The organism is Flavobacterium flavipigmentatum (assembly GCF_020911905.1).
Lineage (GTDB): Bacteria > Bacteroidota > Bacteroidia > Flavobacteriales > Flavobacteriaceae > Flavobacterium > Flavobacterium flavipigmentatum.
Genome location: NZ_CP087133.1, coordinates 1,882,571 through 1,904,700, shown reverse-complemented (window position 1 = coordinate 1,904,700; position 22,130 = coordinate 1,882,571). Strand labels below are relative to the sequence as shown.

Below are 22,130 nucleotides of genomic sequence, written 5' to 3'. Positions count from 1 at the left end.
CTGATCTAAAAATGACTGATTTAAACCAAATAAACGCTGAAGGTTTTGCCATTATTAATTCCGTTTACACTGAAAATGAAATAGAAAAACTGATTTCGTTAATTGAAAGTGTTACCGAAAATAATATTGAAAATAATACTAAAAATACCACTTTTAGAAAATCTCAGGACTTATTTGCAATCAGGCAATTTCATAAAGAACTACCTCAAACGTTACCTTTTATTTTTAATCAAAAATTAAAAAGTATAATAACTGAGAATTTTGGAGAAGGCTATTTTATTACCAAATCGATCTATTTTGACAAACCAGAAAAATCAAATTGGTTTGTAGCGTATCATCAGGATTTGACGATTTCGGTGAATCAAAAATTAGAAGTGAAGAATTTTAAAAACTGGACTGTAAAGCAAAACCAATTTGCCGTTCAACCTCCCACGGCAATTTTAGAAAATAATTTTACTATCAGAATTCATCTTGATACAACGACAAAAGATAACGGAGCGCTGAAAATAATCAATAATTCGCATTCAAAAGGCGTTTATAAAGTTGATGATTTAGCAATAGAAAACGAAACAATTTGCGAAGTTGAAAAAGGAGGAATCATGATGATGAAACCATTACTTTTTCATGCTTCAAATAAAACCACGAACAACGAAAGAAGACGCGTCATCCATATCGAATTTAGCAATCAACAACTTCCAAATGGCTTAGAATGGAGCGAGAAAACGGTTCTGAAAAACTGATTTTTATTTTGAAACCTAAAGCCCTAGCCCAGATGGGAGCGGCATCCTTTTGTTTTTTTCTTAAAAAAAACAAAAGATACAGCGGACAGCTGGAAATAGCTCCTGATAATTATCCCGGAAAGTAACGAGGCTTTAGTTTTTGATAAATTTTGAAAAGTGTAAAACCAAAAAGAGCTCCGAAGAAATAACCTGTAAGAATGTCTCCCGGATAATGCAAACCTAAATAAATTCGGCTATAAGCGAAGATCAATGGCCATAAAAATAAGAATCCCAAATACTTGAATTGGTGTCTAAAGATTAAATACAAAAAGGTAGCCACTGCCATAGTGTTGGCGGCGTGACCCGAGAAAAAACTAAAGGAATTTCTAACCTGAACTACTCGGATAATCTTGTTGATATCTGTATTATTACACGGACGTAGACGCTCGAAGGTGTGTTTGAAAAGATTGGTGATTTGATCTGTAAAAGTAAGCAAAACGGCTACGAAAAGCACAATAAACAACAGTTGTTTGGCGCCTACTTTTTTATAAATTACATAAAACATGAGCAAAAAAAAGGGTGTCCAATTGAGCTGACTCGTGATAATGAGCCATAATTGATCGTATTTTTCAGCACCTAAACCATTAAGAAATATCAGTAAACTTGTATCTAATTCTTGTATTTTTTCGAGCATTACATTTGGCGTTTTACAGGTCCTGAGATACTATCTATGTCTTCTTTTACTTGATTGATTTCTGTGGCCGTATCGCCCAAAAGACTGTTGCTATCTCCTAACAAATTTATTTTGGCATTATTGATTTCGGCATTGATATTTCCGGTGATATCGGTCAAAGATCTAGTATCAAGTCCGTTTGATTCGGCTCCTTTTTGTATTTCGCTTTTAATATCATTGGTGGCATTTTTAAGCTGTGCCATTGCCTTACCCATAGTACGTGCAATTTCCGGCACTTTGTCTGAGCCAAAAAGCATGAGTACTACAAACAGTATGAAAACTAATTCTCCTCCTCCTATACCGAACATATCGTTTTTATTTTATGTGTTACAAAGATATTAAATTTTGTTTCCGAGAGTTTTAAAATTTACTTAAAAAAAAAGACTCTTTTCAGAGTCTTTCTAGTGTTATGGTTAGTCAAATTTTGACTTTTCTTCTACTTTAGGCCAAGCGTTGTTGGTTACATCAATATCGGCAGTCATCAATTTTGGATCAATCTGAATGCTCTTAATTGCTTTTGAAGTAGCGTATACTTTTCTGGCAGTGTCATTGTTTTTTCTCCAGATTTGTGCCGGATACTGGAAGTTTTCTTTTGTACCGTCTTCATAAGTAAGCTCTACCAAAATTGGCATAATCATGCCGCCTGGTTTATTAAACTCTACTTCGTAGAAGTATTTTGGCGATTTTAAAGCTGCTTTTTCTTCGGCAGTAAAAGTTTGATTTATATAATCAGACAATGGCTTCAAATCATCTATTTTTAAGGCTTTTTTGTTTGATGCACTCACCTCTGCATTGTCTCCGGAAACTAAATACACAAAAGGGCCTTTGTCAAATCCGAAACGTCCTTTTCTTACTTTTACATCTTTAAGATCAGCAGTTGGAGTTTCAGCAACATAATATTGTTTTACCTCTTTGATGCCTATGTCTACAAAATCTGTTGAATAAAACCATCCTCTAAAAAACCAGTCTAAATCTACGGCCGAAGCATCTTCCATCGTTCTGAAGAAATCTTCTGGAGTTGGATGTTTGAATTTCCAACGGTTTGCATACGTTCTAAAAGCATAATCGAATAACTCCCTGCCCATCACCACTTCTCTCAAAATATTAAGACCTGTAGCGGGTTTTCCGTAAGCATTGTTACCAAATTGTAGAATAGTTTCAGAGTTTGACATAATAGGCTCTAAAAACTTTTGGTCACCACTCATATACGGTACAATATTTTTTGCAGGTCCGCGTCTTGAAGGAAAATTGGTTCCTAATTCCTGCTCTGCCATGTACTCCATAAACGAATTCAAACCTTCATCCATCCATGTCCATTGACGCTCATCTGAGTTAACTATCATAGGAAAAAAAGTATGTCCTACTTCGTGAATCACCACGCCTATCATTCCGTTTTTTACTTGCTCACTAGTCACTCCATTTTCATCAGGACGACCAAAATTCCAGCAAATCATCGGATATTCCATTCCCTGATCTTCTGCAGAAACAGATACCGCTTTTGGATAAGGATAATCAAATGTATGCGAAGAATAACTTTTTAAAGTATGTGCAACTGTCATCGTAGAAGTTTCTCCCCAAAGCGGATTGGCTTCTTTTGGATAAAGTGATTCTGCCATTACTACTTTGCCACCTAATTTTACAGCCATTGCATCATAAATGAATTTTCGTGAAGATGCAATACCGAAATCACGTACATTTTTGGCGCTAAATTTCCATGTTTTTTTCTTTTCAGAGAAACCTTTTTCAGTAACTTCGGCTTCGGCTTGTGTAACGATCACAACTGGTTTATCAAACGATTTCTGAGCTTGCTCATAACGTTTTACCTGTTCTGCTGTAAAAACCTCACTCCTATTTGTTAATTCTCCTGTTGCGTCTACTACGTGATCTGCTGGAGCCGTAAAATTGACATCAAAATTTCCAAAAGGCAAAGCAAACTCTCCGCTTCCCCAGAATTGCATATTTTGCCATCCTTCGACATCATTATACACTGCCATTCTTGGGTAGAACTGAGCAATTACATATAATTTATTACCTTCTTTTTCGAATAATTCGTAACCAGAACGTCCGCCTTCATTTCTATAATTATTAATGTTGTACCACCATTTTATAGCTAAAGAAATTTTCTCTCCTGCTTTTAATGGAGTAGCCAAATTGATACGCATCATCGTTTCGTTGATGGTATACGACATCGGATTGCCTTTTGCGTCTTTTACATATTCGATATTAAAACCACGCTCTAAATCTTTTTTCAAATATTCGCTTGAAAATTTGTCAAGAGGTAAAACCTGATTGATTTTTTCGCTTTCTACCAAACTTGATTGTGTATTGGCTTTGGCTTGGTTTTGGTCTAACTGAATCCATAGATACTCCAGATTATCCGGAGAATTGTTTGAATAAGTAATGATTTCTGAACCATATAATTTTGAGTTTTTATCATCCAGCTCCACATCAATCTTGTAATCTGCTTGTTGCTGATAATAGGCTGGACCTGGTGCTCCAGAGGCCGTACGAAACATATTTGGGGTTGCCAACAAATCATACATTTGACTAAATTTGTTGGTATCATATTTACCTTGTTGTTTTGGGGCAACAGCAGTATTTTTTTCCTGAGCCAGAAGCATAGCAGGAAAAATTAGTAGTAACGAAAGCTTTTTCATAAAAAGTTTTTGGATTTTTTTGAGGCTGTGAAAATAGCAATTAAAATAATAATTTTAACGATTTATTAGTACTTTAACACTTCTTTCCTTGAAGATTCCGTAAACAGAACCGTCTTTTTACCTCCGAAGGCAGTAATATGTGTAATATTCTGTTGTTCAGCATTCCAATCTAGTAAAATAGTATTCGAAATTTCTAAGATATTGAATTTATCAACCGCCGTAATTCTGGCATAACAAACCAAAACATCATCGGCTTCTAATTCTTTCGAGAGAAAGATAACAGATTTTGTTTGCCCGTTTATTTTTATGGCAAAATTTTCTGAAAGATATTTTTTCAACAATTCAACATCGGCATCAGTTTCTTTTTCTGTGCCCAAAAATGTCTTTTTATTGTATTTTTTTTCTATTCCTTTACGCAAATCATCTACAAAAATTCTGGACGTAATTTGAAGCATTTTTTTCTCAGAGGCATAATTAATCTGAAAAACACCCATATAAAATTTATGAAACGAAAAAGCTGAAAACAAAAAAAAGCATAAAATTAGTAAGGGGTAAAAAACAATTTTTCTCATTTTCCCTCAAGTGTAACTTTTTTAAACTCTTGATTTTTGGTAATCATAAAATCCATCAAGTGAAACTGATCCTCAGGCTTTAAATATTTTTTTGACGCAACATCATTCGAACAAAACAATAAAAACAAATCTATTTCATCCTTTTTTAGATTTAATGTTTTACTGTAAAAATCTGATGTAAAATTAAGTTTTGCATATTCAATAAAAGCAACATCACTCATTTCTTCTTCTTTCAGATCTTCACTTTCTTTTTTATGCAAAAGCTTTTTTACATCTTTAAAAATTCGAACAAAATCGGTTCCGTATTTAATGGTCTGATCGGATAACATGGCTATATTTTTGGCCGTCGATTGTTTATCATCTTCAAACTGCGTGTCTATTATACCCTGCGAACCTCCTCTGAATGCTTTTACTTTTAATTCTTTGCCAATAATTACTTCTTTCAGTTTATTATTGACAATGTCCAAATGCACTAAAAAAAGACGATCATCACAATTTTTCTGGGTTAATACAATTTTTTTAGATTGAAAAGCCAAACTCGAAAAAAGCAATGTATCATTGGGTTGAGCCATTATATCAAATAATCCGTTGGAGTTGATAAATGTTTTAATGTTTGCATTAATATTCAGTACATAACCGCTTTCTAAAACGATAGAGTCGTTTACCACTTGCCCGTGCAATGGTTTTCTAGAATTAGTTTGCCCTAATGCAAATTGACATAACATACACAAAAAGAGTACTCCTATTTTATTTTTCATTTTCAATAATTTTAAGATATTGTTGGGCCAAACCTGTAATCAAAAACATACTCATCGTTTTGTTCTTAGTATCCAAAGATACGGCAAATTCAGGATCATTGACACAATAAATTTGAAAGCCTTTTATATAATTTACATTAATTTTAAGTCTTTCTGTATAATATGCCTCATCAAAAAGATACTCTAATTTATGAAAAAGTGCTTCTTTTTTTTCTACTGCAATTTCTTTTTTAAGCATTGATTTGCGTCCAGAAATACTGTTGAGCAAACCATCAATACCGTTTCCGGAAGTGGCTGTGTACAACTTTCGCTCAGCAGGCGTATACGTTTTTTGACCTCTGGGAACAATACCCAAATTTTCGGCATTGATATCTGCATTTTCGTTTACAATAACCTCTTTCAACTCAATTTCTTTAGCTGTCATTTTTATTTGAAAAGAGGTCGCATTTAGATCTTCGGCAGATATTCTGCGCTTAAACGGCTCCAGATTGACAGCAGAAAAAACCAAAACATCGCCTTCCCTGACCAAAATCGAAAACATTCCGTTTGCATCAGAAACGGTAGTATGTTGTGTATTATTATTGATGATATTTACGCCTTCAACCGAAGTAGATTGTTCTAAAATTTGCCCAAAAATTTCTTTGGAATTCGCAGTCTGCCCCAATGAAATTTGAAAAAAAAGTAAAAGTAAAACCAGTAATGTATTATTATTTTTCAATGGCAAGTATTTCTTTGTATTTGACCGCTAATTCTCCGAGCAAAAACTCTGTTGATGTTTTGTTTTTTGAATTCAAAATTACTGTAAACTTATCATTTTCAACAACAAAATATTCAAAGCCTTTTACATATTCGAGAGGAATTTTTAGTACATCTACAAAATGTTCTGTAGAAAACATTTTCTCCAGCAGCTTCATATCAAACTGTTTTTTCTCTACTTTTAATTCTTTTTTAAGCATTGCTGTTCTTCCAGAAAGGAGATTCAAAAAAGAATCTGCAGAGATCGAACCACCCGCCATTCCTCCTATTGATGCTTTTGCATCTAAATCTGTCGCTGTAAATAATTTTCGTTCTGCTTCTGTGTATGTTTTTTGTCCTTTGGGAACAATTCCCAACGAAACGGCATTGATGTTATCATATCTCTTGATAATCACTTCCTGCAGTTGATGAATGACAGGACTTAGTTTTACAATAAAATTCAAATCTGAAAAACTGTCAGGTGTTAGTAAAATTCGGGATTCTTTAAATTGAATCGAAGAAAAAACAAGTGTATCACCCACTTTTGCAGCTATCGAAAAAGCACCAGAAGCATCTGTTATACCCATGACTTCAGTTTGCACGTTTACCACGTAAACCCCTTCTAAATCACCATAATTGGCACTAATTTTTCCCTCAATCACTTCTTGTCCCAACACTAACTGAGTCAATCCTAAAAACAAAACACAAGCAACTTTATTTATCAAAATATAAAAAAATTAGATTTTCTCTTAAAGTTGTAAAAATATCCTAATATCTTCCAAATTTAGTATTAAGAACATGGTAAAAAAATGTTAATTCGTTTTGTTATGCATTTAAAGCAAGTTAAAATTATAAAATAATTCTTATAAAAGGAACAATTGGCATATAAATTGTAAGAAATGAATTATAATAATTTAAATAAAAGAAACAATGAAAAAGACAATTTTATTATTTAGCATTTTAGCTTCCAGTATGATTTTTGCACAGGAGGAAATTAATTCTACCAATTCATGGTTAAAAGCTGGATTGAATGTTGGGATGCCCGTTGGTGATTTACATGATTTCTCATCGGTGGCAGTTGGAGCAGATTTAAGAGGTCAATATTTGGTAACACCGCATTTTGGAATTGGAGGTGCTACCGGTTACACTCATTTTTTTGGGAAAAACGGTGGCGACGATTTTGGCTTAATTCCGGTGGCAGCTTTTGCCCGTTATTACTTTCAGACTGAAGGGGTATTTATTGGCGCAGATTTAGGCTACGGATTTCTTACAAATGCACAAGACAACGCTGGTGGATTGTATGTAAATCCTCAGATTGGTTACCATAACTCTAAATGGAATATTTATGGTTTTTTTCAAAACACATTTGCAGAAAATGATGTAAATATTCAGAATGTAGGTATTGGAGCGACTTATAATTTAAAATTCTAAAATTTCTAAAATTAAAATTCTAAAGGCTGTATCCATTCGATACAGCTTTTTTTATTCCCTCTAATCAAAATTCACGATTCATGTTTTAGTATCTTTGTTTTCGTATTTTACTTAAACCAATTTATACCAGAACATGAAAAGTATTATCATTGCTAGCACATCTACGCTACATGGAGGAAGTTATTTAGAGTATCTTTTACCTACTTTACAACAACATTTTAAAGATTGCAAAACCATTCTTTTTATTCCTTATGCCCGTCCAAGCGGAATTTCTCACGAAGAATATACACAAAAAGTGATAGCCGCTTTTGCGAAAATTAATATCGAGGTAAAAGGAATCCATGAATTTGAAAATCCTCAATCTGCCATAAAAAATGCTGAAGGAATTTTTACCGGAGGCGGAAATACCTTTTTATTAGTTACTCAGTTGTATAAAAATGACTTGATGCAAATTTTATCTGAAACCGTAAAAAAAGGAAAACCTTATTTAGGAACCAGCGCAGGAAGCAATATATGTGGACTTTCGATGCAAACCACCAACGACATGCCTATTATTTATCCGCCAAGTTTTCAAACACTAGGTTTAATTTCTTTTAATTTGAATCCGCATTATTTGGATCCGGAAAATCAGTCTACACACATGGGCGAAACTCGCGAAACCAGAATAAAAGAATTTCATGCGTTTAATGCTATTCCGGTTTTGGGCCTTAGAGAAGGAAGCTGGCTGGAGGTAAAAGGAGAAAAAATCACGTTGAAAGGCGACTTAAAAGCACGTTTATTTTTGCAAAACAAAACTCCCGAAGAATTAGAAACCGGAAGTGATTTAAGTGCTTTAAACTAAAACAAACTCTAAAAGTTATAAAAACAAAAAAGCCTTAAACTAAAGTTTAAGGCTTTTTGAAGAGCGAAAGACGAGGCTCGAACTCGCGACAACCAGCTTGGAAGGCTGGAGCTCTACCAACTGAGCTACTTTCGCATTAACAGGGTGCAAAGATAAATAATAAAATCAATTAAAAAAATAAATTAATTAAAAATCTAGCAAAATTTCAAATTTTATAAAAAAACCGAAACATTTAAGTTCCGGTTTTTAGAGCGAAAGACGAGGCTCGAACTCGCGACAACCAGCTTGGAAGGCTGGAGCTCTACCAACTGAGCTACTTTCGCATTACTGGTGCAAATATAAAAAATAAGTTAAGTTTAAAACAAGCTTTTCAGGTAAAAAATTCAAATAAACTGCGCTATTTTTTATAATCTATTTAAAACTAAAAAGTTATCGCTTATTTTTTTCTCGTCAATTATGAATAATATTAAAGAAATTACCCCAAAAGAAACACATATTGTACGTCATTCTGTTTTAAGAAAAGGAAAACCGATAGAAAGTTGTCACTTTGATGGTGACGATTTAAACACTACACATCATTTTGGTTTGTTTTCTGAAGAAAATCTTACAGGAATTATTTCGTTATTTTCAACTAGCAATGCTATATTTGCAACTCAAAAACAAGCTCAGATTCGAGGAATGGCGGTTTTAGAAACGCATCAAAAAAGAGGAATTGGCGAAGCTTTGGTGAAGCATGCAGAAAAACATTGTATTGAAAATCAAGTAAATACAATATGGTTTAATGCTCGAACAGCAGCAGTAAAATTTTATGAAAAATTAGGCTATCAGGTAGTTGGCAAACCTTTTGATATCAAAGAAGTCGGGGAACACTATTTAATGTATAAAGAATTAAAATATGAATAAACTTTACTTTTGCTTATTACTTTTAGCCATTACCAATTGTAAAAAGGAAGAACCTGTTACAAAAAAAGCACCTTCTATTATTTTAAGTGATGAAAGAAAAGTCCTTATTGATACTGCTGTAATTAACTCTTTTAAAAACGAAAACGTAAAACTTTTTTATCTTTCTTCTGAGAATAAAACAGTTTGGGGAAATCTTAAAAAAAGAAAATTTGTTTTAAATCAGTTAAAAAAATCTGAAAAATTAGGATTAAATCCTGATGATTATCACGTACCGAAACTTATTCAGTACGAAAAAAATATCAGCGGTCTTAATGACAAACAATTAGCTCATTACGACGTTATGCTGACCTATAATTTTGAAAAATACCTGACTCATTTATACAAAGGAAAATTAAACCCTAAATTGCTTTACAGAGATTGGGCACTGGAAGAAAAATCTTTTGATGTGAATACTGTTCTGATAAAAGATTTCAACCAAAATCATCTGGACAGTCTTGTAGAAAAAATTCAACCTAAAACACTTACTTACAAACAATTATTAAAGTCTTTACAGTTAATAGATCAATTTCCTGACGATAACATCAAAAAAATTGAATCGGCAGAAAAAATAACGTTAAACGATACCAATCCAGCATTAATAAACATCAAAAAAAGGCTTTTTTACTGGAAAGATCTCACAGGCCGAAAAGATAGTCTGACTAAAATCTACGACACTAAAACATTCGAATCTATAAAAAGATTTCAGAAAAGACATGGTCTTGCTGCTGATGGTGTGATTGGCGCAGGAACTTTGAATGCTTTGAATTTTACTAAAAAACAAAGAAAACAACAAATTATAGCCAATTTAGAACGCTGGAGATGGTATGCCAATGATTTTTCGAAAAACTATTTTATTATCAATATTCCGAACTACAGTTTAAATGTTGTCGAGAATAATGATACAACTGTGGTACGAAATGTTGTTGTTGGCACCTATAAAAGAAGAACTCCGATTTTAACATCAAGACTAAAGACTGTCGTTTTTAATCCCACCTGGACTGTTCCTCCTACTATTTTAAGAGAAGATGTTGTGCCTGCAATGCTGCGCAACAGAAACTACTTATCACGTAAAAATATTACCATTTACAATAGCGCCGGAGACATTGTAGATCCTTTTGAATGGAATCCTAAAAAACCACATAGTTATCGCTATGTACAAAGTCCCGGCTACAATAATTCTCTGGGATTAATGAAGATATTATTTCCTAATAATTATAGCGTTTATCTGCACGACACCAATCATCGTGACTATTTTGGCAGACATAATCGCTCTTTGAGTTCTGGTTGTGTACGTGTAGAAAATCCGTTGGAATTGGCGCAACACATCCTAAATGACAGCTTAAACAATTGGCCAAAACAAAAAATAGATTCGATTATAACTACCAAAAAAACGACAAATATAAAAATTGCTAAAAAATACAAATTATACCAATGGTACTGGACCGCTTGGAGCGAGAAAGATAAATTGATTTTTAGAAATGATATTTACAATCTTGACGCCGATTTGTACAGCAAACTACGAAATTAATTTCTCTTCTGAAACAAAACTTCTTGACGGATGGTAAATAAACAAACAAGATTTGTTTTTTATTACCTCGATAATTGCATTCGTTAATTCTACAGGAAGAGCCGGGCAACCCTGACTTCTTCCTAAACGTTTGTTACCTCTTATAAAAGATTCAGAGACATAATCAGCGCCATGAATAACGATAGCTCTTTCGCGGGCATTATCATTTACACCTTTTTCTAAACCATCCAAACGAAGCGAAAGTCCGTGTTTCCCTTGGTAAACTTCTCCTGTTGCATAAAAACCTAAACTACTTTTGTTTGATGAATTTTGGTTCGAAAAAACAGAAGCAATTTCGTCTCCGGTATTTTTGCCATGTGCTACAAGCGAGTGAAAAAGAATTTTGTTTGCTACTAAATCGATCACCCAAAGGCGTTTTGTATTTGAGGAAAGACTAAAATCTACCAAAGTGAGAATATCTTTTTGGATAAGACCTTTTTCTTTCAATAAATAAAAACCTTTTAAGGCTTCCGAAAAAGATTTCATTTCAGGAAGTACAAAATGATTAGAATCCATCATGTGATAAATACTTTCGATCTTAGCATCAATTGTCAAATTATCAACTTTTGCGAAGGTATTAGTTTCTAATTTTTTGCTCTCAGAAGTATTTTTAGAATCTGTACCAAACGACAAAAACAAAAATAATAGCGCGGGATAAATCTTATAAATCATTGAATTTCTTTAGGTTAATCTTAGGTTGGGGTTTGGCAAAAGTATAAAAAAAATATAGCCAGCAAAATTAATGACACAAAAAGTGCCCTTTTTTATGAATTTTTAACAATTCAGTAATATAATGAGCTAATTTTATGCTTTTAATAATTGCCTTTGGTGTAATTTTAACAAGCAAAAACTTCCAACAATTTGATTTACAATTAATTAATACAAAAAATCAACTTTATAAATCAACTTTAAAAAGTGCGCCAATTGCTTGCAGATAAAATTCTTCCTTTTCAGCTCTCGTGATGAGTAAAACAATGATCACAATGGTCTCAAAAAAATTTGTTCTTAAGGCTTTAGTTTATTCGTTTTTTTCGTGATAAAAACAGAAAATCAATATCGGATCATTAGCCAATAGAATCTTTAAAATACATTTTTTTGATTTGTCTAAAATATTTCACGATACGAATACCTTCAAAAACAGGATTACAAACAGTATTATCTATGAATAAATTTTAAAAAACAAACACTTCTACAATTAAATTAATATTTTTTATAGGGCTAAATTTCATAAAACATAATTGTCAAAATGCTTTCCTTCACGTTTTATAAATGGCTTATCTTTGTAAAAACTAAAAACTAATGAACAAGAAAGTAATCCTTATGATTTTGGATGGTTGGGGAAAATCTCCTGACCCTAAAGTATCTGCAATAGACAATGCAAATGTTCCTTTTATAAACAGCCTGTACAAAAATTACCCAAGCGCTCAACTTCGCACCGATGGATTAAACGTTGGTTTGCCGGAAGGACAGATGGGTAATAGCGAGGTAGGTCACATGAATCTTGGTGCCGGGAGAATTGTGTACCAGGATTTGGCCAAAATAAATCTTGCGGTAGCCCATAAAACGCTCGCAAAAGAACAAGTGCTTATTGATGCTTTTACTTATGCCAAAGACAACCATAAAAAGGTACATTTTGTGGGATTAGTTTCGGATGGAGGTGTTCACTCACATACGTCTCATCTACGCGGATTAATTGACGCTTCGCAAGAATATGGTTTACAAAATGTTTTTGTTCACGCTTTTACAGACGGTCGTGATGTTGATCCTAAATCAGGCGCCAAGTACATTCATGATTTAGAAGATTATATTAAAGATACTCCTGTAAAAATTGCTTCGATCATTGGTCGTTATTATGCCATGGATCGCGACAAACGTTGGGAGCGCGTAAAATTGGCGTATGATTTGATCGTAAATGCAATCGGAACTCCATCAAAAAATGCGGTCGCAAGTGTCCTTGAAAGTTATGCCAATCAAGTAACGGATGAGTTTATTGAACCGATCATAATGGTCGATGAAAATGAAATTCCGCTGGCTACGATTGTAGAAGGAGATGTTGTGATCTTTTTTAATTTCAGAACAGACAGAGGCCGTGAACTTACTGAAGCACTTTCGCAACAGGATTTTCACGAGCAAAACATGCACAAGCTCAACTTGTATTATGTAACGCTAACCAACTACGACGAAACGTACCAAAACGTAAAAGTAGTTTACAACAAAGATAATATTACTGAAACTTTGGGCGAAGTTTTAGAAAAAGCAGGCAAAAAACAAATACGCATTGCCGAAACAGAGAAATATCCGCACGTGACATTTTTCTTTTCTGGTGGTCGAGAAACTCCTTTTGAAGGTGAATCCCGTATTTTAAGAAATTCTCCAAAAGTGGCAACATACGATTTACAACCCGAAATGAGTGCGTTTGAACTTACAGCTGCCCTTGTTCCGGAACTCAATAAAGGAGAAGTAGATTTTGTATGTCTGAATTTTGCCAATGGCGATATGGTAGGACATACGGGAATCATGAGCGCCGCAATTTTGGCTTGTGAAGCTGTTGATGCATGCGTTAAACAGGTTATAGAAGCCGCTCTTGAAAACGATTATACGACTATCGTAATTGCCGATCACGGAAATTGCGAAACCATGATTAATCCTGATGGTAGCCCAAATACAGCGCATACAACAAATCCGGTGCCGATTATTTTGATCGACAAACACTTAAAAAACATTCAGAATGGCGTGCTAGGTGACATCGCTCCAACTATTTTAGAATTGATGGGGATTCCGCAACCTAATGCTATGACATGTCATTCATTATTGTAGAAAAATCTTTTTTTTTAGATACTTTAAATGAGCTGCTTTTACTATAAGAGCAGCTTATTTTTTACCTAAATAAAAGTTAAAATTTCTATATTGATAGTAATACTATTATATTTGCACTTTAAATAACTTTTATGGAGATTATACTATCAAATTTAAAAATGCAAGTCAACGAAAAGATCTATGTAAAAGATCCCGAAACATCTGCATTGGGAAAAAAAATTCTCGAGCAAAGTATTCTCCTCATTGACGAGATTGGTTTTGATAATTTCACATTTAAAAAATTAGGAGAAAAAATAGGATCTAACGAAAGTTCTATTTACCGCTATTTCGAAAACAAACACAAGCTACTAGTCTATTTATCTTCATGGTATTGGAGCTGGATGGAATATAAATTGGTCTTTAGCACCACAAATATTTTAGATAAAAAAGAAAAACTAAAAAAAGCCATTACCATAGTTACAGAAAAAATAACGCATGATGCCTTAGCAGATCACATTAACGAAGCCATCCTGAATAAAATAATAATTGCAGAATTTACAAAAACACTGCATACTAAAGAAGTTGATCAGGAAAACAAAGAAGGCTTTTTTTTAATATACAAAAGAGTTATCAATCGAATTGTTTTGATTGTCAAGGAAGTAAATCCCGAATATCCGTTTGCAAGATCATTAGTTTCAACTATTGTAGAAGGAAGTTTGCACCAACATTTTCTAACAGATCATCTCAAAACAATTACAGATTGCAATGAAACTGTGACAACAACTCAATTTTACCTCAACCTTGCAGAAAACGCTTTGCGCTAATTATAAAAACAATATGACACCACTAAAAAGATTTTACAACTTACTAAGGCTAGACAAAAAAGATATTTATCAGATTTTTTTCTATGCTATTTTTGCTGGATTAATCAGTTTATCGCTTCCGCTGGGAATTCAGGCAATTATTACTTTTATACAATCCGGAAGAGTTAGTGCCTCTTGGATTGTGCTAATTGTACTTGTTGTTGCCGGGGTTGCGCTTGTAGGCGTTCTCTCTTTGATGCAATTACGAATCACAGAAAACCTACAGCAAAAAATATTTGTGCGTTCCTCTTTTGAGTTTGCTGGTCGTTTGCCAAAAATAAAATCAGTCGAATTATATGGCACTTATTTACCAGAATTAACGAATCGTTTTTTTGACACTATGACCATCCAAAAAGGAACTTCAAAATTATTAATTGATTTTTCGGCTGCTTTACTGCAAATTACTTTCGGAATCATATTACTGTCGCTGTACCATCCTTATTTTATTGTCTTTGGACTTTTATTATTCTTGCTCTTGTACTTTATTTTTAAATTTTCGTACAGATCTGGTTTAGAAACCAGTTTGAAAGAATCTAAATTCAAATATAAAGTGGCAGGTTGGCTACAGGAAATGGCCCGCAATAATTTTAGTTTCAGAAATGAATTAAACTATGATTTTGCCCTTCAGAAAAACAATTCTTTAGTAACTGACTATATCAATTATAGAGAGAAACATTTTAATGTCATCAAAAAGCAATTTACACAACTAATCATCTTCAAGATTATCATTACGGCGGGTTTATTGTCTATTGGAGGATATTTGGTATTGAGCCAGCAGATGAATATTGGGCAGTTTGTAGCCGCAGAAATCATCATTTTATTGGTCATTAATTCTGTTGAAAAGATTATCCTTGGCCTTGAGAGCTTTTATGACGTTTTGACTTCTGTTGAAAAAATAGGCCAGGTAACGGATTTAGAATTAGAAGAAAATACCGATTTGCAAAACGAAATTTGCTACAACAACATCACTTTAGAAACTGAAAATTTAAAATTTAAGTTTCCGGATTCTCCAACCAACACGCTGGATTCTATCACTCTTAAAATAGAACAAGGTGAAAGAATTGTAATTGAAGGGGAAAATGGTTCGGGAAAAACAACACTCATCCGATTATTATCAGGTTTATTAAAACAGAATTCGGGTGCTTTTTATATCAACGATGATACTTTTAGAAAAATAAGTTTAAAACAATATCGCTCGCAAATTGGAAGTATCATTCATAATGAAACCCCGTTTGAAGGAACAATTATAGAAAACATCACTTTTAATAACCCGGCAATACGTTCTGAAGACTTAAAATGGGCCCTTGATGGCGTTCAACTAAGCTCATTTATAAAATTACAGCCAAAAGGTTTAGAAACCTATATTTATCCAGAAGGGAAACAATTATCTTCTTCTAATGCTCAGAAAATCCTGCTGGCACGAAGTATTATTCATAAGCCAAAAGTGCTTTTTTATGAAGATCCGACAGACACGATGGATGAAAACACTGCTAATGAAATTATTGATTTTATCACTTCTGATAAAAACAAATGGACGATTATTGTTTCCTCTAAAAACCCGTATTGGAAAACAAAAGCGACACGAAAAATAACGATGAAGAACGGCATTATATTACTTGATCAAAAAAACAATACGCCATGTTAAACATATCTGACAACAAAACAAAACTACAGCCACTTGATCACTACGAGACTGTAAAAAACCTCAGCAACAGGCCTCATTTCAGAATTTTAAATAAAATAATAATAGGCACATCTATTTTAGGAATCGTTGCTCTTTTCCTGCCATGGACACAAAATATCTCGGGATCGGGTTCTGTGACGACTTTAAAACCTAACCAAAGACCACAATCGATACAGAGTGTTATTTCGGGCAGAATTGAAAAATGGTACGTACAAGAAGGCGATTTTGTAAAAAAAGGTGATACCATTTTGTTTATTTCTGAAATAAAAGAGGATTACATGGATCCTAATTTGGTTGCAAATACCAAAAATCAGGTTGATGCAAAAAAGAATTCGCTGGAATCTTATGATGATAAAGTGAATACGCTTTCGACTCAAATTCAATCTATAGAAAACGAAAAAATATTAAAACTTGAGCAAGCCCGAAACAAGGTCAAACAATCACTCTTAAAAATAAAAAGTGACAGCATGGATCTTGTGGCTGCAAAAACACAATTGAGAATTGCGAACACACAATACAACCGTTCTGTACAACTGAATAAAGAAGGTTTGAAACCGCTGACCGATGTCGAGGAAAAACGATTGAAACTGCAGGATGTTGATGCCAAAATTATTACGCAGGAAAACAAATATCTCACCAGCAAAAATGAATTTATCAATGCTCAAGTTGAAATCAACCGAATTGGCGCAGAATATGCTGAAAAAATATCCAAAGCAAAAAGCGATCAGTTTACCACTTTGAGTAATAAATTTGATACAGAAGCTCAGGTGAGTAAATTAGAAAATCAGTACGCCAATTACAGTTTACGTAACGGAATGTACTACATCAGAGCCGTTCAAAGTGGCTATATCAACCGAGCATTGCAGGCAGGTTTGGGCGAAACTATAAAAGAAGGAACACCAATTGTAACCATTATGCCGTCTCAGTACGATATTGCGGTAGAAACTTTTATCAACCCGATTGATTTACCTCTAATTAAAAAAGGTGAAAAAATACGTATTTGGTTCGACGGTTGGCCTACTATTGTATTTTCAGGATGGCCGGATATTTCCTATGGTACTTTTGGAGGAAAAGTGGTTGCTATTGAAAATTTTATAAGTGAAAATGGTAAATACAGAATCTTAATTGCCCCAGATCCAAACGAAGCACATTGGCCAAAACAATTGAGCATTGGCTCTGGTGCTCAAACAATTGCACTATTGGATACGGTACCAATTTGGTTTGAAATTTGGAGAACCTTAAACGGATTTCCTCCTAATTATTATAAAAGTGGAGAAAAAGTAACTAAAGAAAAAAAATAATGAAACCAATATGTATCGCTTTTCTTTTTTTGGCTTGTACCGTTTTTGGCCAGCAACCCATTTCTAAAGAACTTACCTACAATGAGTTTCTTGGATATGTAAAAAAATACCATCCTTTGGTAAAAAATGCTAATTTAGAAATAAGTAAAGCACAAGCCAATTTGATGATGGCCCGAGGTGGTTTTGACCCCAAAATTGAAGTCGATTTTAGTCAAAAACAATTTAAGGATAAAGAATATTATTCTATTCTAAACAGTAGTTTTAAAATACCAACATGGTACGGAATTGAGTTAAAAGCAGGTTTTGATAATAACGAAGGTGTTTATCTAAATCCTGAAAATACGACACCAAATCAAGGATTAACCTCTTTTGGAATCAGCGTTCCGATTGGACAGGGATTATTAATCAACCAGAGAATGGCTGATGTTCGCAAAGCAAAAATTCAAATAAAACTAAGTGATGCTGAAAGAAAACTGCAAGCCGTAAGCGTTTTGTATGATGCTTCGATTGCTTATTTCAACTGGAAGAAGAACTTTGAGGAAATGAAGCTTTACGATACTTACAACAAGAATGCTGAAATACGTCTGCAAGGAATAAAATCCTTAATTACGCAAGGCGATAAACCTGCCATAGATAGCATTGAAGCGGGAATAATAGTAAAAAATCGAGCATTAAGTCTAGAAGATTCTAAATTAAAACTAGCCAAAGCAAAACTAGAATTGTCTAATTTTATGTGGCTGGAAAACAATATTCCGTTAGAAATTTCTGAAGAACTGGTGCCGGAAACTGCGCTCGAAGCCACATTGCAGGAAACATTAAAAACAAATGATTTATTGCAAAACGATTTTAATCCGGAAACACATCCAAAATTAAATGCTTTGCAAAACAAAATAGACATTTTGAATGTAGAAAAAGATCTGAAGCAAAATATGCTTTTGCCGAAAATCAATGTAGGTTACTCCTATTTATCAGAACCAAGCTACATCGACAATTATCGTTTTGATGATTATAAAATTGGCTTAGAATTTTACTTCCCTTTATTTTTAAGAAAAGAACGAGGAAGTTTGAAATTGGCAAAATATAAAGTTCAAGAAAGCCAATTTGCTCTAGCTTTAGAGAAAACTCAGCTGACCAATAAAATAAATGCCCAAAAAACTGAAATTAATTCGCTGTTAAAGCAAAAAAAGTTAGCAAAAGATCTGGTAGAAAATAATATTACCATGCTGGACTCAGAGGAACGTCTATTTTCGTTTGGAGAAAGTTCTTTGTTTTTAATTAACACGCGAGAGAACAACCTTGTAAGTGCAAAACTGGCTTCTATTGCGCTCGAAAACAGATTTTACATGTCCAATTCAGAGCTTTTTAAAATCATGGCAAATCCTGATTAAAGGTTGCTGTTATTCTCATGAGTGATATGGGTTTATCATAACTCATATCACTTTTGGGATTAAAATACAAAGTGATGATAGACGGACTCGAAAGCATAAATTACGAGCCCGATTAGCCCGCCAACAAGCGTTCCGTTGATTCTGATGTACTGTAAATCCTTCCCTATTTCTAATTCTAATTTTTCAGAAACTTCTTTTCCATCCCAACTTTTTACGGTTGAAGCAATCAAATCTCCAATTACTTTTTTATTATTGATGAGTATCGAAAGCACATCATTTTTAATAAAATTATTGATCTTATGCAGCATCGCTTGATCTTCTTTAATGCCTTTCCCGAAACTCTGAATCAGATTGGAAATATTATTTTTTATAGAAGACTGATCTCCTTTATCTAAATCATCGCTAATAGAAAGTTTTATTTCGTCCCAAATTCCGTTAATGTAATCCTGAACTTCTTTTTTTCCGGCAAAACCTAAAATTACATTATTGATTTTACCCCTCATTTCCTCAGAGTTTTTTACTTTATCGAGAAAATCATACACATATTGGTCAATCTTGGCGCGTATATCGCTTTCTGGATTTTTAGTTTCATTCAAGAAATCATACAAACCATTAAAAACACCTTCTGAAATGCTTTTATCGGCTAAGCCAAAGGTCAAAATTGGCGTTGATTCTTTTACTTTTTTTCGAATTAAATCTTTATTATCGATGAGTTCGTTGCACAAAACATCTATAATATTGGTTAGCATTTGTTCTTTCAATTGTCCTTTTTGCAACGGTTCTAATGACAAAGCTACCCAATCTCCAAAATTAATTGCCTCGAGTTTTTCTTTAAATTGAATTTGAATAAAACGCTTGATATCTTCGTCGTTGATGGTTTTTAAAATACCCGGAATAATATTGACTGCGACCAGATTGGCAATTTTAACAGCATTTTCTTTTTCTGATAACCACTCTGAAGCTTTTGTTGCAAAATTAAATTCTTCTAATTTGATTTCTAATTTTTCACGATTTAGAAATTCTTCCGAAACGAAACTGCCTAGGTTTTCGCCAATTTCGTTTTTCTTTAAAGGAATAATCGCCGTGTGCCAAATCGGGATTCCCAATGGATGGCGAAACAGTGCAACCACCGCAAACCAATCTGCAATTCCACCTACCATTGCAGCTTCGCTAAAAGCCTGTAGCATCGGAATTTTAAAATAAATAGCTACTATAAAAAGCAATACGGCAACGCCTAAAAGCGCCAAGGCATTGTTTTTCATTTTATTCAAAGCCTTTTGTTTGGATATAATTTCGTGATCTGTAGTGGTTTTCATAATTAAAAAATTCATTCTTTCGCTAATTTACGGCTTTTCTGCCAATTAAAATTTGAAAACACTTTTGAGCCGAATGGAATACGTAACATTTAGCGGTTTTTAAAAATTATTTGTTGAAATTAAATTCAAAATCAAAAACAAAAAGAATAATATTAAAATTGTACTTTTGCCAACTGAAAATCCGAAATTATGATTATTGTAAAATCACGTGAAGAAATCGAGTTGATGCGCGAAAGTGCGTTGATCGTTTCTAAAACTTTAGGTATGATTGCTTCTGAGATAAAAGAAGGAGTTACCACATTATATCTGGACAAACTGGCCGAGGAATTTATTCGTGACCACGGAGCGGTACCTAGTTTTCTGGGGTTGTATGACTTCCCAAATTCGCTTTGCATGAGCCCAAACGCCCAAGTTGTACACGGAATTCCGAACAATACACCTTTAAAAAGTGGCGATGTGATCTCTGTAGATTGTGGCGCTTATAAAAACGGATATCACGGTGATCACGCTTACAGTTTTGAAATTGGAGAAGTTGCTCCTGAAACCAAAAAACTATTGCAGGTAACCAAAGAATCTTTGTACGTAGGAATTAGAGAATTTAAAGCCGGAAATCGTGTGGAAGATGTTGGAAATGCGATTCAGAAATACACAGAATCTCACGGTTACGGAGTTGTACGTGAATTAGTAGGGCACGGTTTAGGGCAAAAAATGCACGAAGAACCAGAAATGCCAAACTACGGAAAAAAAGGTCGCGGAAAACTTTTTGTTGAAGGTATGGTGGTTGCGATTGAACCGATGATAAACATGGGAACCAGAAACATCAAACAACTAAAAGACGGCTGGACAATCCTGACTGCCGACGGAAAACCTAGTGCCCATTTTGAACATGACGTTGCTTTAGTAGACGGTAAACCAGAAATTTTATCGACTTTTTACTATATCTATAAAGCATTAGGAATCGAAAGCAACGAAGAAGATGAATTTAGAAAAGTGCCTTTAGTACTATAAATAAAAAACCGAATCTAATCCTGTGAAAAAACTTTTCAAATTAGTACTTAACACTATTCCACGCCCATTATTAATTCGGTTGAGTTATGTCGCTCGTCCGATTTTGGCTCTTTCATTAAAAGGAAGCAAATATACTGACCCAATTGACGGAAAAAGTTTCAGAAGTTTTTTGCCTTACGGATACGGAAAACAGCGTAACAATGTACTTTCGCCAAGCACGCTTTCGCTGGAGAGGCATCGTTTGCTTTGGTTGTACTTAAACGATCAAACCGATTTTTTTACAGCACCCAAAAAAGTACTCCATTTTGCGCCCGAACAAGCTTTTTACAAATTATTTCGAAAGCAAAAAAACCTGGATTACACTACAACCGATTTGCTTTCGCCTTTGGCAGATGTAAAAGCCGATATTTGCAATTTGCCTTTTAAAGATAATGAATATGATGTGATTTTGTGTAATCACGTTTTAGAACACATTCCGGATGATACAAAAGCCATGCAAGAATTGTTTCGTGTTTTAAAACCGGGCGGAATGGCCGTTTTGCAAATTCCACAGGATTTATCACGAGAAGTAACTTTTGCAGATGATACCATTACAGACCAAAAAGAACGTGCTAAAATATTCGGACAATACGATCACGTTCGCATCTACGGTCGGGATTATTTTGACAAGTTAAGAAGCATTGGTTTTATTGTTATTGAAGAAGATTACACCAACAAGATGACGCCTGAAATGGTTGAAAAATACTGTTTGGCAAAAGGTGAAATTATTCCGCTATGCTTTAAACCGGAAAATTAAACACTATTTTCATCCTATAAATA

The 22,130-nt window shown here is 33.9% G+C and carries 21 protein-coding genes and 2 tRNA genes; 12 read left to right on the top strand and 11 right to left on the bottom strand.

The features are described from left to right. The first annotated feature begins 11 nt into the window (after positions 1–11). A complete protein-coding gene (locus LNP22_RS08610) occupies positions 12–740 on the top strand; it encodes a phytanoyl-CoA dioxygenase family protein (protein ID WP_229976174.1) in 729 nt (242 codons plus the stop codon). Positions 741–849: 109 nt separating this feature from the next. Here LNP22_RS08610 and LNP22_RS08605 read toward each other — a convergent pair whose 3' ends face one another. The 7 genes from LNP22_RS08605 to LNP22_RS08575 all read right to left on the bottom strand — a co-directional run bounded on the left by LNP22_RS08605 (position 850) and on the right by LNP22_RS08575 (position 6,899). Then, a complete protein-coding gene (locus LNP22_RS08605; protein ID WP_229976173.1) occupies positions 850–1,413 on the bottom strand; it encodes a phosphatase PAP2 family protein in 564 nt (187 codons plus the stop codon). Further along, on the bottom strand, positions 1,413–1,760 hold the full coding sequence (locus LNP22_RS08600) for a Sec-independent protein translocase subunit TatA/TatB (RefSeq protein WP_229976172.1): 348 nt from the start codon (positions 1,758–1,760) through the stop codon (positions 1,413–1,415). The genes LNP22_RS08605 and LNP22_RS08600 overlap by 1 nt, the downstream gene beginning before the upstream one ends. A gap of 105 nt (positions 1,761–1,865) precedes the next feature. Further along, entirely contained in the window at positions 1,866–4,109 is a 2,244-nt protein-coding gene (locus LNP22_RS08595; protein ID WP_229976171.1) for a M1 family metallopeptidase, read from the bottom strand. A gap of 65 nt (positions 4,110–4,174) precedes the next feature. Beyond that, entirely contained in the window at positions 4,175–4,681 is a 507-nt protein-coding gene (locus tag LNP22_RS08590) for a DUF6702 family protein (protein ID WP_229976170.1), read from the bottom strand. Then, entirely contained in the window at positions 4,678–5,439 is a 762-nt protein-coding gene (bamP, locus tag LNP22_RS08585; RefSeq protein ID WP_229976169.1) for a BamP family beta-barrel-assembly machinery protein, read from the bottom strand. Before bamP ends, LNP22_RS08590 begins: the two co-directional genes overlap by 4 nt. Then, on the bottom strand, positions 5,429–6,157 hold the full coding sequence (locus LNP22_RS08580) for a carboxypeptidase-like regulatory domain-containing protein (protein ID WP_229976168.1): 729 nt from the start codon (positions 6,155–6,157) through the stop codon (positions 5,429–5,431). The genes bamP and LNP22_RS08580 overlap by 11 nt, the downstream gene beginning before the upstream one ends. Continuing rightward, positions 6,147–6,899 (bottom strand): hypothetical protein, encoded by a 753-nt coding sequence (locus tag LNP22_RS08575; protein WP_229976167.1) that lies wholly within the window; start codon positions 6,897–6,899, stop codon positions 6,147–6,149. Before LNP22_RS08575 ends, LNP22_RS08580 begins: the two co-directional genes overlap by 11 nt. A 205-nt stretch (positions 6,900–7,104) precedes the next feature. Between LNP22_RS08575 and LNP22_RS08570 the strand changes: the two genes are divergently transcribed. Together LNP22_RS08570 and pepE are read left to right on the top strand one after the other, a co-directional pair. Next, positions 7,105–7,605 (top strand): hypothetical protein, encoded by a 501-nt coding sequence (locus LNP22_RS08570; RefSeq protein WP_210664694.1) that lies wholly within the window; start codon positions 7,105–7,107, stop codon positions 7,603–7,605. A 133-nt stretch (positions 7,606–7,738) separates the two neighbouring features. Then, entirely contained in the window at positions 7,739–8,446 is a 708-nt protein-coding gene (pepE, locus tag LNP22_RS08565) for a dipeptidase PepE (protein ID WP_229976166.1), read from the top strand. A gap of 62 nt (positions 8,447–8,508) precedes the next feature. Here the strand turns inward: pepE and LNP22_RS08560 are convergent. Then, a tRNA-Gly gene (locus LNP22_RS08560) sits at positions 8,509–8,581 on the bottom strand. A gap of 115 nt (positions 8,582–8,696) precedes the next feature. Then, a tRNA-Gly gene (locus tag LNP22_RS08555) sits at positions 8,697–8,769 on the bottom strand. A 133-nt stretch (positions 8,770–8,902) separates the two neighbouring features. Between LNP22_RS08555 and LNP22_RS08550 the strand changes: the two genes are divergently transcribed. Both LNP22_RS08550 and LNP22_RS08545 read left to right on the top strand, forming a co-directional pair. Continuing rightward, positions 8,903–9,349 (top strand): GNAT family N-acetyltransferase, encoded by a 447-nt coding sequence (locus LNP22_RS08550; protein ID WP_229976165.1) that lies wholly within the window; start codon positions 8,903–8,905, stop codon positions 9,347–9,349. Further along, positions 9,342–10,916: a L,D-transpeptidase family protein gene (locus LNP22_RS08545; RefSeq protein WP_229976164.1), complete on the top strand. Its 1,575-nt coding sequence runs from the start codon at positions 9,342–9,344 to the stop codon at positions 10,914–10,916. Before LNP22_RS08550 ends, LNP22_RS08545 begins: the two co-directional genes overlap by 8 nt. On the opposite strand, the gene LNP22_RS08540 is transcribed toward LNP22_RS08545, so the two are convergent. Next, positions 10,905–11,627, bottom strand: a complete 723-nt coding sequence (locus tag LNP22_RS08540; RefSeq protein WP_229976163.1) for a murein L,D-transpeptidase catalytic domain family protein — start codon at positions 11,625–11,627, stop codon at positions 10,905–10,907. The genes LNP22_RS08545 and LNP22_RS08540 overlap by 12 nt on opposite strands. 627 nt (positions 11,628–12,254) lie before the next feature. Here LNP22_RS08540 and gpmI point away from each other — a divergent pair. The 5 genes from gpmI to LNP22_RS08515 all read left to right on the top strand — a co-directional run bounded on the left by gpmI (position 12,255) and on the right by LNP22_RS08515 (position 18,987). Then, positions 12,255–13,772: a 2,3-bisphosphoglycerate-independent phosphoglycerate mutase gene (gene gpmI, locus LNP22_RS08535; protein WP_229976162.1), complete on the top strand. Its 1,518-nt coding sequence runs from the start codon at positions 12,255–12,257 to the stop codon at positions 13,770–13,772. Positions 13,773–13,903: 131 nt separating this feature from the next. Then, complete coding sequence (locus tag LNP22_RS08530) at positions 13,904–14,575, top strand: TetR/AcrR family transcriptional regulator (RefSeq protein ID WP_210664688.1); 672 nt, start codon at positions 13,904–13,906, stop codon at positions 14,573–14,575. A 13-nt stretch (positions 14,576–14,588) separates the two neighbouring features. Further along, the gene (locus LNP22_RS08525; RefSeq protein WP_229976161.1) at positions 14,589–16,259 is read left to right on the top strand and encodes a peptidase domain-containing ABC transporter; all 1,671 of its coding nucleotides are present in this window, start codon (positions 14,589–14,591) and stop codon (positions 16,257–16,259) included. Then, on the top strand, positions 16,253–17,599 hold the full coding sequence (locus tag LNP22_RS08520; protein WP_229976160.1) for an HlyD family secretion protein: 1,347 nt from the start codon (positions 16,253–16,255) through the stop codon (positions 17,597–17,599). The genes LNP22_RS08525 and LNP22_RS08520 overlap by 7 nt, the downstream gene beginning before the upstream one ends. Continuing rightward, the gene (locus tag LNP22_RS08515; RefSeq protein ID WP_229976159.1) at positions 17,599–18,987 is read left to right on the top strand and encodes a TolC family protein; all 1,389 of its coding nucleotides are present in this window, start codon (positions 17,599–17,601) and stop codon (positions 18,985–18,987) included. The genes LNP22_RS08520 and LNP22_RS08515 overlap by 1 nt, the downstream gene beginning before the upstream one ends. A 59-nt stretch (positions 18,988–19,046) precedes the next feature. Here the strand turns inward: LNP22_RS08515 and LNP22_RS08510 are convergent, their stop codons facing one another. Continuing rightward, positions 19,047–20,318, bottom strand: a complete 1,272-nt coding sequence (locus LNP22_RS08510) for a DUF445 domain-containing protein (protein ID WP_229976158.1) — start codon at positions 20,316–20,318, stop codon at positions 19,047–19,049. Between the two features lie 174 nt (positions 20,319–20,492). Here LNP22_RS08510 and map point away from each other — a divergent pair, with 174 nt between their 5' ends. Together map and LNP22_RS08500 are read left to right on the top strand one after the other, a co-directional pair. After that, positions 20,493–21,311, top strand: coding sequence for a type I methionyl aminopeptidase (map, locus tag LNP22_RS08505; protein WP_229976157.1), 819 nt, complete (start codon positions 20,493–20,495; stop codon positions 21,309–21,311). A 22-nt stretch (positions 21,312–21,333) separates the two neighbouring features. Beyond that, positions 21,334–22,107, top strand: coding sequence for a class I SAM-dependent methyltransferase (locus tag LNP22_RS08500; RefSeq protein WP_229976156.1), 774 nt, complete (start codon positions 21,334–21,336; stop codon positions 22,105–22,107). The last annotated feature ends 23 nt before the right edge of the window (positions 22,108–22,130 follow it).